At 61.8% G+C, this 12,964-nt stretch carries 14 protein-coding genes; 5 read left to right on the plus strand and 9 right to left on the minus strand.

Annotated features, from left to right (window positions below; translation table 11 throughout):
• Window positions 1–40: 40 nt before the first annotated feature.
• Window positions 41–475, plus strand: coding sequence for a rhodanese-like domain-containing protein (locus KGB07_RS13815; RefSeq protein WP_046043256.1), 435 nt, complete (start codon window positions 41–43; stop codon window positions 473–475).
• 153 nt (window positions 476–628) lie between these two features.
• On the opposite strand, the gene KGB07_RS13820 is transcribed toward KGB07_RS13815, so the two are convergent.
• Window positions 629–1,270, minus strand: coding sequence for a type 1 glutamine amidotransferase (locus tag KGB07_RS13820; protein ID WP_223465646.1), 642 nt, complete (start codon window positions 1,268–1,270; stop codon window positions 629–631).
• A 330-nt stretch (window positions 1,271–1,600) separates the two neighbouring features.
• Here KGB07_RS13820 and KGB07_RS13825 point away from each other — a divergent pair, with 330 nt between their 5' ends.
• The 3 genes from KGB07_RS13825 (at window position 1,601) to KGB07_RS13835 (ending at window position 4,493) form a co-directional block, all read left to right on the plus strand.
• A complete protein-coding gene (locus KGB07_RS13825; protein WP_223465647.1) occupies window positions 1,601–2,380 on the plus strand; it encodes an ABC transporter substrate-binding protein in 780 nt (259 codons plus the stop codon).
• A gap of 99 nt (window positions 2,381–2,479) precedes the next feature.
• Window positions 2,480–3,592: a succinylglutamate desuccinylase/aspartoacylase family protein gene (locus tag KGB07_RS13830; protein WP_223465648.1), complete on the plus strand. Its 1,113-nt coding sequence runs from the start codon at window positions 2,480–2,482 to the stop codon at window positions 3,590–3,592.
• Between the two features lie 184 nt (window positions 3,593–3,776).
• Window positions 3,777–4,493 (plus strand): alpha/beta hydrolase, encoded by a 717-nt coding sequence (locus KGB07_RS13835; RefSeq protein WP_046043261.1) that lies wholly within the window; start codon window positions 3,777–3,779, stop codon window positions 4,491–4,493.
• Between the two features lie 3 nt (window positions 4,494–4,496).
• On the opposite strand, the gene KGB07_RS13840 is transcribed toward KGB07_RS13835, so the two are convergent.
• From KGB07_RS13840 to KGB07_RS13865, 6 genes are all read right to left on the minus strand, one after another.
• Window positions 4,497–5,063 carry a hypothetical protein gene (locus KGB07_RS13840; protein ID WP_223465649.1) on the minus strand — a complete coding sequence of 189 codons (567 nt, stop codon included), beginning with the start codon at window positions 5,061–5,063 and terminating at the stop codon, window positions 4,497–4,499.
• A 189-nt stretch (window positions 5,064–5,252) separates the two neighbouring features.
• Complete coding sequence (locus KGB07_RS13845) at window positions 5,253–5,924, minus strand: glutathione S-transferase family protein (RefSeq protein WP_223465650.1); 672 nt, start codon at window positions 5,922–5,924, stop codon at window positions 5,253–5,255.
• A gap of 97 nt (window positions 5,925–6,021) precedes the next feature.
• On the minus strand, window positions 6,022–6,828 hold the full coding sequence (locus KGB07_RS13850) for a hypothetical protein (RefSeq protein WP_223465674.1): 807 nt from the start codon (window positions 6,826–6,828) through the stop codon (window positions 6,022–6,024).
• Between the two features lie 282 nt (window positions 6,829–7,110).
• Window positions 7,111–8,292, minus strand: a complete 1,182-nt coding sequence (locus KGB07_RS13855; protein WP_223465652.1) for an acetyl-CoA C-acetyltransferase — start codon at window positions 8,290–8,292, stop codon at window positions 7,111–7,113.
• 11 nt (window positions 8,293–8,303) lie between these two features.
• The gene (locus KGB07_RS13860) at window positions 8,304–8,969 is read right to left on the minus strand and encodes a CoA transferase subunit B (RefSeq protein ID WP_008026717.1); all 666 of its coding nucleotides are present in this window, start codon (window positions 8,967–8,969) and stop codon (window positions 8,304–8,306) included.
• 36 nt (window positions 8,970–9,005) lie between these two features.
• Complete coding sequence (locus KGB07_RS13865) at window positions 9,006–9,704, minus strand: CoA transferase subunit A (RefSeq protein WP_046043267.1); 699 nt, start codon at window positions 9,702–9,704, stop codon at window positions 9,006–9,008.
• A 174-nt stretch (window positions 9,705–9,878) separates the two neighbouring features.
• Here KGB07_RS13865 and KGB07_RS13870 point away from each other — a divergent pair, with 174 nt between their 5' ends.
• On the plus strand, window positions 9,879–10,781 hold the full coding sequence (locus KGB07_RS13870) for a LysR family transcriptional regulator (RefSeq protein ID WP_046043268.1): 903 nt from the start codon (window positions 9,879–9,881) through the stop codon (window positions 10,779–10,781).
• A 115-nt stretch (window positions 10,782–10,896) separates the two neighbouring features.
• Here the strand turns inward: KGB07_RS13870 and KGB07_RS13875 are convergent, their stop codons facing one another.
• Together KGB07_RS13875 and KGB07_RS13880 are read right to left on the minus strand one after the other, a co-directional pair.
• Window positions 10,897–11,739, minus strand: coding sequence for an NAD-dependent protein deacetylase (locus KGB07_RS13875; RefSeq protein WP_046043269.1), 843 nt, complete (start codon window positions 11,737–11,739; stop codon window positions 10,897–10,899).
• A 124-nt stretch (window positions 11,740–11,863) separates the two neighbouring features.
• The gene (locus KGB07_RS13880) at window positions 11,864–12,910 is read right to left on the minus strand and encodes a class I SAM-dependent methyltransferase (RefSeq protein ID WP_046043275.1); all 1,047 of its coding nucleotides are present in this window, start codon (window positions 12,908–12,910) and stop codon (window positions 11,864–11,866) included.
• Window positions 12,911–12,964: the final 54 nt, after the last annotated feature.

Consider the following 12,964-nt stretch of genomic DNA (forward strand, 5'->3'; position numbering starts at 1 on the left):
AAAGTCTTCCCACACCCACCGCTTCTTTGGAGTACAGCCCATGACCAGCCTGGTTCGCGAAATTCCCGCCGCCCCCTCGGCCATCGCCCTGATGCATTTCAGCAACCGTCTGACCTTCGAAACCGATTGTTCCGACGTCTACGGCAGCCTGCAGGCTGGCGAAGTCGATTTCATTCTGGTGGATGTTCGTGGCCCGCTGGCGTTCGAACGCGGGCATGTACCGGGAGCGATCAACATTCCCGGGCGTTTGCTGACTGCCGAAGGTTTGGCGGGTTATCCGAAGAACAGCCTGTTCGTGGTGTATTGCGCCGGACCTCATTGCAACGGCGCGAACAAGGCGGCGGTGAAACTGGCGGCCCTGGGTTATCCGGTCAAGGAGATGATCGGCGGCGTGACCGGGTGGCTGGATGAAGGGTTTGAGTTGAGTGCCGGGGTGCAGCGGCCGGTGAATGCTGTGATTGGTTGTGAATGCTGATACCCAAACACCATTGATCATTGTGGTGAGGGGGCTTGCCTGTGGCGAGGGAGCTTGCTCCCGCTCGGCTGCGAAGCAGACGCAGTTTTTTGGGGCCGCTTCGCGACCCAGCGGGAGCAAGCTCCCTCGCCACAAGAGTGGGGTCCCCACGGATCAGTGTTCGTTAGCAGCCACCCACCACTCATCCAGTGTCGCCTGCAACCACGCCAACACATCGGCGTAGGCAGCACCGTCCTGCGGCCCCCGTGGCAACGGCGACTCATCGCCAAAATGCGCATTGAGCATGGCCACCGACTCGGCGTTCCACTCCGGATGAAACTGCAACCCCAGCCGCATCGGCCCGGCGCGGTACATCTGCTGCACACAGTGCTCGCTGCTGGCGAGCAACTGCGCGGCAGGCGGCAGGTCGATGGCGTCTTCGTGCCATTCCAGCACCTTCAGCGTTTGCCCATCGATAAAGCTCACGGTGGTCCATCCGGTTTCGCTCCGATCCATCCGCCGTACATTCCCGCCCAGGCTCAACGCCAGCAACTGTGCCCCCAGGCAAATGGCGAACACAGCCGCGTCTTGATCCAGAGTGCCTCTGAGCCATTGCCGTTCGGTTTCAAGCCAGTCCGGGCCGGCATTGGATTCGTAAGGCCCGCCCAACAGGATCACGGGATCGGCCCTGACGGGCGGCAATTGGCCGAGGTCGGCGCGAAACACCTTCAGCGTCAGCCCTCGGGATTCGGCCCAGGTCGCAATGGCGCCCGGACCTTCGGCGGGGTGGTGCTGGATCAGGTTCAACGTGGGCATCACGCTATTCTCGATGGGACGCAAGGGCGCTCAATGTGCCGCAAAACACCGGGTATCGCCAGTCGTCACGTTCTGTCGGATGGCGCCTGAAAGCCTGTAGGTCCGGTCTGAAATCGCGATATATCTGACAGACTTTGCACCGTCATGGAACGTTCACCTCGACGCCTCCCTCCGGGCGCCACTTTTCTATAAATATTTGTCGCCTCGGCGTAATTTGCCCTCCTGTAGCCGCTCTAGACTGCCGGCCACTTCGGTTCCCGCTCACGAAGCGACGACCGAACGCTGCCAATCGAAGCTGCCAATAAAAGCCTCCGCACACAGGAGTTATAAATGAAGAAGCTAGTGATGTTCGGTGCCCTGGCACTGTCGATGTTGTCCCTGACCGCCGTGGCCGAAGACGCCAAGCCGATCCGCATCGGTATCGAAGCCGGCTACCCGCCATTCTCGATGAAAACCCCTGACGGCAAACTCACCGGTTTCGACGTGGATATCGGCGATGCGCTGTGCGAGCAGATGAAAGTCAAGTGCACCTGGGTCGAGCAAGAGTTCGACGGCCTGATCCCTGCGCTGAAGGTCAAGAAAATCGACGCCATCCTGTCGTCCATGACCATCACTGACGACCGCAAGAAGAACGTCGATTTCACCATCAAGTACTACCACACCCCGGCACGCTTCGTGATGAAGGAAGGCACCGACGTCAAGGACCCGCTGACCGAACTCAAGGGCAAGAAAGTCGGTGTCCTGCGCGCCAGTACCCACGACCGCTTCGCCACCGAAGTGCTGCAACCGGCAGGGATTGTCCTGGTGCGCTACGGCTCCCAGCAGGAAGCCAACCTGGACATGGTCTCCGGCCGCATTGAAGCGCTGCTGGCCGACTCGGTCAACCTGGACGACGGTTTCCTGAAAACCGACGCCGGTAAAGGTTTTGCCTTCGTTGGCCCAGAGTACAACGATCCGAAATACTTCGGTGGCGGCGCAGGCATTGCCGTGCGCAAGGGCGATACCGCTCTGGCCGAGAAATTCAACACAGCGATCACCGAAATCCGCACCAACGGCAAGTACAAGCAAGTGCAGGACAAGTACTTCAAGTTTGACGTTTACGGCGAGTAATCCAGCCGTTTGGAAAAGTGGCAACCGTCAGACGCGGTTGCCATTTTTTTTGTGCAATCATTTTCAGCGCTCGCCGTACAGACATCAGGAGTCCCCCTCATGCAACGCATCGACCACAAACTTCCCTGGAGCCACCTGGGCAGCGAGCGCACCCTCAGCGTGTTTCGTTATGGCGCGGGCACGCGCAAGGTGTACATCCAGGCCAGCCTGCATGCCGACGAATTGCCGGGCATGCGCACCGCCTGGGAGTTGAAAAAACGCCTGGCCGACCTTGAGCAACAGGGACAATTGAACGGTGTGATAGAGCTGGTGCCGGTGGCCAATCCCATTGGCCTCGACCAGCACTTGCAAGGCAGCCACTTGGGGCGTTTCGAGCTCGGCAGCGGCAAGAACTTCAATCGCTCGTTCGTCGAACTCAGTGCGCCGGTGGCCGAGTTGATCGGTGATCGCCTTGGCACCGACGCCCAGGCCAACATCGCGCTGATTCGCCAGACCATGGGCCAGGTCCTCGACGGCTTGCCGGCAGCGCCATCGCAGCTGGAAGCCATGCACCGCCTGTTGCTGCGCCATGCCTGCGACGCCGACATCACCCTCGACCTGCATTGCGACTTCGACGCCGCGATCCACATCTACGCGTTGCCGCAGCACTGGCCGCAGTGGCAATCCCTGGCGGCGCGTTTGAAGGCCGGCGTGGCGTTGTTGTGTGAAGACTCCGGCGGCAGTTCGTTCGATGAATCCTGTTCTTCGCCATGGTTGCGCCTGGCCAGGGCGTTCCCGGCGGCGACGATTCCACCGGCCAACCTGGCGACCACCCTGGAGCTGGGCAGCATGGGCGACACCCGGGTCGACCAGGCCCAGGCCAATTGCGAGGCCATCCTCGGGTTCCTCGCCGAGCAGGGTTTCATCTCCGGCACCTGGCCAGCGGCACCGGCCGAATGCTGCGAAGGCATGCCATTCGAAGGCACCCAATACCTGTTCGCACCGCATCATGGTGTGGTCAGCTTCCTGCGTGAGGCCGGGGAGTGGGTGGAGAAGGGCGATGCGCTGTTCGAGGTGGTCGACCCGTTGAACGACAAGGTCACCACCGTGCAGGCCGGCACCAGTGGCGTGCTGTTCGCCATCGACCGTGGGCGCTACACCCAACCGGGCAGTTGGCAGGCGAAGGTCGCCGGGCGCGAGCCGATTCGGGTGGGCAAGTTGATCAACGACTGATTCAGAGATTTTTGCAGGTTGTTCGGGTCTCTTCGCGAGCAGGCTCGCTCTCACAGTTGAATGCATTTCAAATGTGGGAGCGAGCCTGCTCGCGAAGGCGGCATCAGTCGCGCCCGAGATGTTCCTGCCCCACCTCACAGTGTTAGGCTCTTCCCCGAATCCTGCATTCCGTGAAGGAAGACCCATGTTGAAGATTCTCGCGCTGCTCACGCTCTTGGTATCCACTGCCGTCCACGCCCAAACCCCGCTGCAAACCGACTTGCCGCTCAAGTACCTGGAGCAGGCCAGCGCCGATTCGAACCATCAACCCCTTGTGATTTTCCTCCACGGTTACGGCAGTAACGAGCAGGACCTGTTCGGCATCAAGGATGACTTGCCCGCGTCCTACACCTACCTGTCGGTGCGGGCACCCTTGGTGATGGAGGCGGGTAGCTATCAGTGGTTTCGCAAGAAGGGCGAAGGGGCCTACAACGGCGAGACCGATGATCTGAAGTCCAGCGGCCAGTTGCTGCTGGATTTCGTCGCACAGGCCACGAAGAAATATCACACCGAACCCGAGAAGGTGTTCCTGGTGGGCTTTAGCCAGGGCGCGATCATGTCCTACGAAACAGGCCTGCGGCATCCCGAGGCGCTCGGTGGGATCGCTGCATTGAGCGGACGGATACTGCCGGTGCTCAAGTCCGAGCTCCAGCCGGATGAAAAACGCCAGTCCCTGGCGATTTTCATCGGTCATGGCGAGCAGGACAAACGCCTGCCATTGAGCGACGGCACCGAAGCCAATAGCCTGTTGCAGAGCGTGTCACTCGAACCCGAGTTTCACGCCTACCCCGGTGTCGGTCACAACATCAGCGCCGACGAGATACAGGACTTGAGCGCCTGGTTGCAGCGCCTCAATCCCTGAGATTCATTTTCCGCTGACGATCTGTTTGATCAGGGTTTCGTGTGCCGCCATGTCGCCTGGGCGGGAAATCACCTGGATCACCGCCATGCGAGTGCCGGATGCGGCCATCAGCGTGGTGGTGAGGGTCATGCCGCCGCCCTGCGTGGCAGTGCCGTCGACCTGGCGCAGGCCCAGCCCGGTTGTCCGGGTCAGGGCTTTCTCGCTGAGCTTGTTGTAGTCGGGCAGGGATTTGTGTTGCGCCGCTTCGAAATCGGCCGCGGTGCCGTCGAGGAACCCGCCGTCGTTGTCCTTGACGCTGATACCGTTGGGCAGGGTGTTTTCTGCGGCGATCACCACGGTCTTGGTGGTTTCATTACTGTACAGGGTGCCGCTGGCACCGTCCGGGCTGGCCGGCAGCGGGTTGGCGATGAAACCCTTGGGCAGGTTGAAGGTGAATTTGCTGCCGAGCATCGAGACTTTCTGGGCGGGCGCATCGCTGGACGTGGCCTTGGCAGCCTGCGCATTCAAAGCCCCAAGGCCGGTAGCGGCGGCCAGCAGCAGGACAAGGGCTTTTTTACTCAACAATGACATCGGGATCTCCAGGGATGGGCGCGCGGTGGGGCGCGATCATCCCACGGAGGTTGTGATGCGTTCCAGTGTGCTCTACCGAGCGGTCACTTAGGCAAAGCAGCGATCGGGGGTTAGGTGGCTTACCTGTGGCAAGCTCCCTCGCCACATTGATCACTCATTTCATCACCCTCGAAGGCTGGAACCGGCGGGTTACGCCTGGTTTTGTGGGAACAGGTTGCGACGGGTTTCTTCGTCGAATTCGGCCTTGAGCACCAGTTTCTCTTTCAGACCGTGGGCACGCTGGGCGGCGGGGCGGGCACTGATTTCATCGTACAAGCGTTTGACGTTCGGGTACGCCGCCAGACCGCTCTCGCCGAGGATGTAGGGCGCGTAGTTGGCCCAGCCCCACAAGGCCATATCGGCGATGCTGTAGGTGTCGCCCGCCAGGTACTGATGTTGGGCCAGGCGCTCGTCGAGGATGCGGTAGTGGCGTTCGACTTCCTTGAAGTAGCGGTTTTTCGCGTAGGGCAGATCTTCCGGTGCGTGGTGCAGGAAGTGCACCGCCTGGCCGGAGAACGGCGACAGGCCGGTGCCGATGAACATCAGCCACGACAGCATCTCGGCCTGACCGGCAGCGGAGGTCGGCAGGAAGCGCTGATGTTTGTGCGCCAGGTGCAGCAGGATCGCCTGGGAGTCGAACACGATGGCATCGCCATCCACCAGCGCGGGTACCTTGGCGTTCGGGTTGATCGCCAAAAAGGCTGGCTGGTGTTGCTCGCCCTTGAAGGTGTCGACGCCGATCAACTCGTACGGCGTTTGCAGCTCTTCGAGCAGCAGGGCAACTTTCATTGGGTTCGGTGACGGGTGGAAAAAGAATTTCATGGTGCAGGCCTCAGTCGGGTAGGGGTTGGAACTGAGGTCAATGTTGAAGCAAACCCGTTCGATTGACGTGCGAGGTTGTTGTTCTACTCGTGCGAAATCATCGAACAGGTTTCGTTGCTTTGACGCTTCCTTCAGTGTCCGTCGCCGGGCTGGCCGGTCGCGCCAGCAGGCGTCTGGTCACGCCCAGCATGGCCACCGACACCGCGACGCCCAGCACAAAAGCGTTCATTCCCATCGTCGGCAGGGCCAGGGCCAACACCAGGCAAAAGGCGGCGAACGAGTACATGCCGGTGGCGGTGGCGCGCAACAGCGCGGCGGTAAAGGCCGGGCCACGGGTTTGCTGGGAGAACACCGCCATCACGCTGCCCAGTACCGGGAATACCGCCAGCAGGCCGCTCCAGCGGTCGCCGACGGTGCTGGCCAGCAGCGTGACGACCAGGGTGAGCAATGCACCGGCCACCATGCGCAACAGGAGCTTGTCGGATTTCGGCGCCGGGCCACTGAGCACCGGTTGCACGGTGGGGAACAGGTAGGGTGCGGCGAGCAGCGCGGTGGCGGCGGCGCACACCGAAAACACCAGGGAGGCCGGGATCAGCGACAGGACAACCGCCACCAGTGCCCAAACCGATAGCGAGATCAGCAGCGCCAGCGGCCATTCGGCCCGTTGCGCGACCTGGGCGTAGGTCACGCAGAACGCAATCATCGCGAACATGGCTGACAGCGCGGCGGTGGCCGATTGCGCGGCGAACGCCTGACCTTGTTCGAGGGCGAGGAACAACAGGATCGGCCCGACCACCACCGGCAACCCCGACAACCAACCGGCCACGCTCGGCCCCCAGCGTTTGCCAGCCAGGGAAATCAGTAGCAGGAAGCCTGGGATCAGCAGTAACTTGAGGATCAACACGCGCACGTCTCCGACCTGTGTGAGGCAGCAACGGTAACATTGCATCGAGTAGTTTGCTTTATGTGTGTGCGAATTTTGTATACAAAATTAAGGCCCTTTGGAATTTGTGCCAAAGGCCTTTGCGCATACGTTTTTTGGGCAGCCCGCGATGAACGATAACGCGGTCCACCTGAAAAAACGCAGGCAAAAAAGAACCCGGTGCGACTTACATCGCACCGGGTGTTTTTCCAGACGGTCACGGATCTTCGTGGGTCCCCGCGCCGTCTGTTGAACGCTGTTGGCTTACGCCCGTTCGAGCGCCAGTGCCACGCCCTGACCACCACCGATACACAGGGTGGCGAGGCCTTTCTTGGCGTCACGCTTGAGCATTTCATGCAGTAGGGTCACCAGCACGCGGCAACCCGAGGCACCGATCGGGTGACCCAGGGCGATGGCGCCGCCGTTGACGTTGACCTTGTTCAAGTCCCATTCCAGGTCCTTGGCCACGGCAAGGGATTGCGCGGCGAAGGCTTCGTTGGCTTCAACCAGCTCAAGCTGGTCGATGTTCCAGCCGGCCTTGTCCAGGCAGCGGCGGGTGGCCGACACCGGGCCGATGCCCATGATCGCCGGATCGACGCCTGCGTTGGCGTAGGCAGCGATTTTTGCAAGCACCGGCAGGCCGAGGGCCTTGGCCTTTTCGGCGCTCATCAGGATCACGGCCGCGGCGCCGTCGTTCAGCGACGAAGCGTTGCCGGCGGTCACCGAGCCGTCCTTCTTGAAGGCGGCTTTGAGTTTGCCCAGGGATTCGGCGGTGGTGCCGGCCCGTGGTTGCTCGTCGGTGGCGAAGGACAGCGGATCGCCCTTGCGCTGCGGGATCAGGATCGGGGTGATTTCATCGACGAAGCGCCCGGCTTCGATGGCGGCCACGGCTTTCTGCTGCGAGGCGGCGGCGAACGCGTCCTGCTGCTCGCGAGTCAGGCTGTATTTCTCGACCAGATTCTCGGCAGTGATGCCCATGTGGTAATCGTTGAACGCATCCCACAGGCCATCGCTGATCATGGTGTCGACGATTTGCCCGTTGCCCATGCGCAGGCCGGTGCGGGCACCGGGCATGACGTAGTTGGACAGGCTCATGTTTTCCTGGCCACCGGCGATGATCACTTCGGCATCGCCGCAGCGGATCGCCTGGGCGCCCAGGTGAAGGGCTTTAAGGCCCGAGCCGCAGACCTTGTTCAGGGTCATGGCCGGTACGGCGAAGGGCAGGCCGGCCTTGATCGCGGCCTGGCGCGCAGGGTTTTGGCCGGCGCCGGCGGTCAGCACCTGGCCCATGATCACTTCATCGACTTGCGCAGGGTCCAGGCCGGTTTGCGCCAGTAGCTGGCGGATCACCGCAGCGCCCAGGTCAACCGCGGAGACATTGGCCAGGGATCCCTGGAAGCTGCCGATCGCGGTGCGCGTGGCGGCAACAATGACGACTTCTTGCATGGAATGATTCCTCACTGGGCAGCGAACTGCATTTCCGGCACGTGGTCCGGCACGATCAGTTTACCGGCAGTCTTGGCGACGATCTCTTCGACGCTGACGCCCGGTGCGCGCTCTTTCAGAATGAACGCGCCGTTTTCAATTTCCAGGTAGGCCAGGTCGGTCAGTACGCGCTTGATGCAACCGGCGCCGGTCAGCGGCAGGCTGCATTGGGACAACAGCTTGGACTCACCGTCCTTCGACGCGTGGGTCATGATGACGATGATGTTGTCGGCGCCGGCAACCAGGTCCATCGCGCCGCCCATGCCCTTGACCAGTTTGCCGGGGATCATCCACGAGGCAATGTTGCCTTGCACGTCCACTTCAAAGGCGCCCAGCACGGTCAGGTCGACATGACCACCGCGGATCATCGCGAAGGACTCGGCGGAGGAGAAAATCGACGCGCCGGTACGTGCGGTCACGGTTTGCTTGCCGGCGTTGATCATGTCGGCATCGATGGTTTCTTCGGTAGGAAAAGGACCCATGCCCAGCAGGCCGTTTTCCGACTGCAGCATGACTTCCATGCCTTCGGGGATGTAGTTGGCGACCAGGGTCGGAATGCCGATGCCCAGGTTCACGTAGAAGCCGTCCTGCATTTCGCGGGCGACGCGTTGAGCCATTTGTTCGCGGGAAAGTGCCATTGTTGTTATTCCTTCATTCGGTCCGGGGGCAGGGGATCACTTACGCACGGTGCGCTGTTCGATGCGCTTCTCGAACGTGCCGCAGATGATCCGGTCGACGTAGATACCAGGGGTGTGGATCTGCGCCGGGTCCAGCTCGCCGGGTTCGACGATTTCTTCGACTTCGACCACGGTGATCTTGCCGGCGGTGGCCGCCAGCGGGTTGAAGTTCTGCGCGGTGTGGCGATAGATCACGTTACCGAAGTGGTCGGCTTTCCAGCCTTTGACGATGGCGAAGTCGCCGGTGATGGATTCTTCCATCAGGTACTTGCGGCCATGGAATTCGCGGACTTCCTTGCCTTCGGCGACAGGCGTGCCAACGCCGGTGGCGGTGAAGAAGGCCGGGATGCCGGCGCCGCCTGCGCGCATTTTTTCGGCGAGGGTGCCTTGCGGGGTCAGGGTGACTTCGATTTCACCCTTGAGCAGTTGCTCTTCGAACAGCTTGTTTTCGCCGACGTAGGACGCCACCACTTTGCTGATCTGGCGGTCGGTCAGCAGTACGCCGAGGCCGAAACCGTCGACGCCGCAGTTGTTGGAGACGACGGTGAGGTCGCGAGTACCTTTGCGCTTGATCTCGTTGATCAGGTTCTCCGGGATCCCGCACAGGCCAAAGCCGCCGGCGATCACGGTCATGCCGTCTTCAAGACCTGCCAGAGCTTCCTCGTAGGAACTCACGCGCTTGTCGAAACCTGCCATATGCACCTCTTTTATTCTTTGTGGGCGGCTGGCTAGCCGAATGGGAAGGAGTGTCTCGCTGCAAGATTCATTTGTTAAGTTGTTTTTTAGATCTGATTGATTGATAAAGCTCATTAAACGCTGCTTTAATCTTGCAGCTTGAAGCTTGTAGCTTACAACTGGAGCGAAGCGACTATGACCGTCAAGCAGATCCGCGCCTTTCTGGCGGTGGCCCAGAGCCTGAGCTTTGCCGTGGCCTGCGAGCGCCTGCACCTGTCGCAATCGGCCCTTAGCCTGACCATCAAGGCGCTGGAGGAGGGCCTGGGCGGGCGCTTGTTCACCCGCACCACGCGCAACGTGGCGCTCACCGCCGAAGGCGAATCCCTGGTGCCGCTGGCGCGCCGGTTGATCGCCGACTGGGACAATGCCGAGGATGAGTTGCGCCAGCGCTTCACCCTGCAGCGCGGCCGCGTGACCCTGGCGGCGATGCCGTCGTTCGCCGGCAACCTGCTGCCGCCGATCCTCAAGACCTTCCGCGCCCGTTATCCGAATGTCAACGTGACGGTCAATGACGTGATCAACGAACAAGTGCTGGAAATGGTCCGGGACCGCCAGGTGGAACTGGGGGTGGCGTTCGAGCCGACCCAGAGTTCGTCGCTGCAATTCACGCCGTTGTACATCGACCGCTTCGTCGCGGTGGTTCCCCTGGATTCGGCGCTGGCCGAACTCGATGACATCGACTGGCAGACCCTGCTCAAGGAGCCGTTCATTACCCTGCAGCGTCCGTCGACGGTGCGGGTGATGCTGGAAGAACACTTGCAGGCCCGGGGCATGAAGCTGCCGGTGGAGTTTGAAAGCCATCAACTGGCGACGGTCGGGCGCATGGTCGCCAGTGGCCTGGGCGTGAGCGCAGTGCCGGCTTTGTGTGCCGGGCAGATGCGTGAACTGGGGGCGCGTTGCATTACCTTGCGCGACCCGGTGGTGGAGCGGGCTCTTGGGGTGCTGACGTTGCCGGGGGGAGAACTGTCGGCGGCGGCGCAGGCGTTGTTTGATGTGCTCAAAGAGGAAAACCTTGGGCAGCGAGTTGCCATGAGTTGATCACGATCCCCTGTAGGAGCGAGCCTGCTCGCGATGACGGTGTGTCAGTCGACAGAGATGTTGTATGTGCTGGCCCCATCGCGAGCAGGCTCACTCCTACAGAGATTGGGTTTTGTCAGTGGTTAAGGCGTTGGGCCAATAACGGAAGAAGCTGCTCACACGACCCCTCGATCTTCAAATCCAGCATCTCATCGGCCCGGGTCTTGCCCAGGTTGATCGCAATCAACGGCTTGCCCTGATCCACCACCGCCCGACACAAGCGAAACGCCGAATAGGCCATCAACGACGAGCCAATCACCAACAGCCCGGCAGCCTGTTCGACGGCGGCCATCGCCTTGGCCGCCGTGGCCTGTGCGACGTTCTCGCCAAAAAACACCACGTCTGGCTTCATCCGTTCCCCGGCGCAATGCGGGCAGTGCGGGACCTGGAAGCGTGCCTCGAAGGCCGGGTCGAGCAAGGTGTCGCCGTCCGGCGCCTGCACCGCATCGACGCCGGCCAGGTACGGGTTCTGTGTTTCCATCAGGCGCTGGATCGAATCGCGCTCACTACGCTGGCCACAATCCAGGCACAGCACCCGGTGCAGACTGCCGTGGAGTTCGATCACGTCACGGCTGCCGGCCTGGTCGTGCAGGGTGTCGACGTTCTGGGTGATCAACCCGCTGATCTGTCGCGTGCCTTGCAAACGGGCCAGGGTGGCGTGGGCCACGTTCGGTTGTGCCAGTCGCACCCGTGGCCAGCCGAGCATCGCCCGCGCCCAATAGCGCCGCCGGGACTCCGGGGCCGAAAGAAATTCCTGGTACATCATCGGCTGCCGGCCACGCCGCACGCCCTGGTTGTCGCGATAATCCGGGATGCCCGAGGGCGTGCTGATACCGGCACCGGTCAGCACGGCAAACGGCTGATCCGTCATGAGCTGATGGAGGCGATCGAGTTGGTCACGGGTCTGGCGGTCGAGCATACCGGGAAACCTGTAGGAGCGAGCTTGCTCGCGATGGAGTGTCAGTCGACATCAATATAGCTGACACACCATCGTCGGAACTCCGCCCGGAGCAAGCTCGCGCCTACAGAGATGGCGGCGGGGATTATTTACGCGCCTCCAGGATCAGGTTGAACGGTGTTTCCGTGGCCCGGCGGAAACGGGTGAATCCGGCCTCGCTGAACACTTTGCGCAACCGCGTTTCACCGGCCTGAGCTCCGAGGCCGAGGCCGACTTCCTGGGACAACGAGTTGGGCGTGCAGATGAAGGTCGACGCCGCGTAGAACAGGCGTCCGACCGGGTTGACGTTGTCGTCGAGCAAATCGTTGGCGTAGGGCTCGACCAGCAGCACCGTGCCATCGTCCTTCAGCGACTCATAGGCATGCTTGGCCGCACCCACCGGGTCGCCCATGTCGTGCAGGCAGTCGAAGTAGCAGATCAGGTCATAGTCGCTGCCGGGGTAACTTTTTGCGGTGCCCTGGAAGAACTTGGCCCGGCTGGACACACCCCCTTCTTCGGCCCGTTGGGTGGCAACGGTAACGGACGGCGCGTGGTAGTCGAAACCGACGAAGCGCGAATCCGGAAACGCCTGGGCCATGATCACTGTCGAGGCGCCGTGCCCGCAGCCGATGTCCGCCACTTTGGCCCCGGCCTCCAGTTTGGCCATCACGCCGTCGAGTGCCGGCAACCATTCGGCGACCAAATGGGCCTTGTAGCCGGGGCGGAAGAAGCGTTCGGTCCCGCTGAACATGCACGGATGGTGATCGCCCCAGGGCAGGGCGCCGTTGCCGCGCATGGCGTTGACCAGTTTGTCCTTGTCATGGAAAAACGACGCGACCACGCCGATTCCGCCCGCCACATAAACCGGTGAGTCTTCGTTTGCCAAAGCCATGGCTTGCTCTTCGGGCAGACGGAACTGGCCGTCGCGGTGTTCCATGTAGCCGGAGGCGGCATGGGCGCTGAGCCATTCGCGCAGCAGGCGGGTGTTGCAGCCGGTTTTGGCGGCGAGTGCTTCCGGGGTCATCGGCTGACTGTCGGCCATCGCCCGGTACAGACCGAGCTCTTCGCCGAGGATGACGTTGGCGAGCATCGCCGCGCCGCCCATGTCATTCACCAGTTTGCCCATGAAATCGTTGAGTCTGGCCTCGTCCATCATGTGTGCTCCTTCAGCAGGATCACGGTCCAGGGGCATTGTTTGGCGAGGCGT

Origin of the sequence: Pseudomonas sp. GL-RE-26, assembly GCF_019956275.1 — a bacterium.
In the GTDB taxonomy this organism is placed as follows: Bacteria; Pseudomonadota; Gammaproteobacteria; order Pseudomonadales; family Pseudomonadaceae; genus Aquipseudomonas; species Aquipseudomonas grandcourensis.

Excerpts from the sequence above, each read along its gene's own strand:
- KGB07_RS13870 (WP_046043268.1), top strand. The coding sequence starts at position 9,879 with ATGACCGTCAAGCAGATCCGCGCCTTTCTGGCGGTGGCCCAGAGCCTG.
- KGB07_RS13830 (WP_223465648.1), top strand. The coding sequence starts at position 2,480 with ATGCAACGCATCGACCACAAACTTCCCTGGAGCCACCTGGGCAGCGAG.
- KGB07_RS13855 (WP_223465652.1), bottom strand. The coding sequence starts at position 8,292 with ATGCAAGAAGTCGTCATTGTTGCCGCCACGCGCACCGCGATCGGCAGC.
- KGB07_RS13875 (WP_046043269.1), bottom strand. The coding sequence starts at position 11,739 with ATGCTCGACCGCCAGACCCGTGACCAACTCGATCGCCTCCATCAGCTC.
- KGB07_RS13865 (WP_046043267.1), bottom strand. The coding sequence starts at position 9,704 with ATGGCAGGTTTCGACAAGCGCGTGAGTTCCTACGAGGAAGCTCTGGCA.
- KGB07_RS13840 (WP_223465649.1), bottom strand. The coding sequence starts at position 5,063 with ATGTCATTGTTGAGTAAAAAAGCCCTTGTCCTGCTGCTGGCCGCCGCT.
- KGB07_RS13815 (WP_046043256.1), top strand. The coding sequence starts at position 41 with ATGACCAGCCTGGTTCGCGAAATTCCCGCCGCCCCCTCGGCCATCGCC.
- KGB07_RS13820 (WP_223465646.1), bottom strand. The coding sequence starts at position 1,270 with ATGCCCACGTTGAACCTGATCCAGCACCACCCCGCCGAAGGTCCGGGC.
- KGB07_RS13880 (WP_046043275.1), bottom strand. The coding sequence starts at position 12,910 with ATGGACGAGGCCAGACTCAACGATTTCATGGGCAAACTGGTGAATGAC.
- KGB07_RS13845 (WP_223465650.1), bottom strand. The coding sequence starts at position 5,924 with ATGAAATTCTTTTTCCACCCGTCACCGAACCCAATGAAAGTTGCCCTG.
- KGB07_RS13825 (WP_223465647.1), top strand. The coding sequence starts at position 1,601 with ATGAAGAAGCTAGTGATGTTCGGTGCCCTGGCACTGTCGATGTTGTCC.
- KGB07_RS13860 (WP_008026717.1), bottom strand. The coding sequence starts at position 8,969 with ATGGCACTTTCCCGCGAACAAATGGCTCAACGCGTCGCCCGCGAAATG.
- KGB07_RS13835 (WP_046043261.1), top strand. The coding sequence starts at position 3,777 with ATGTTGAAGATTCTCGCGCTGCTCACGCTCTTGGTATCCACTGCCGTC.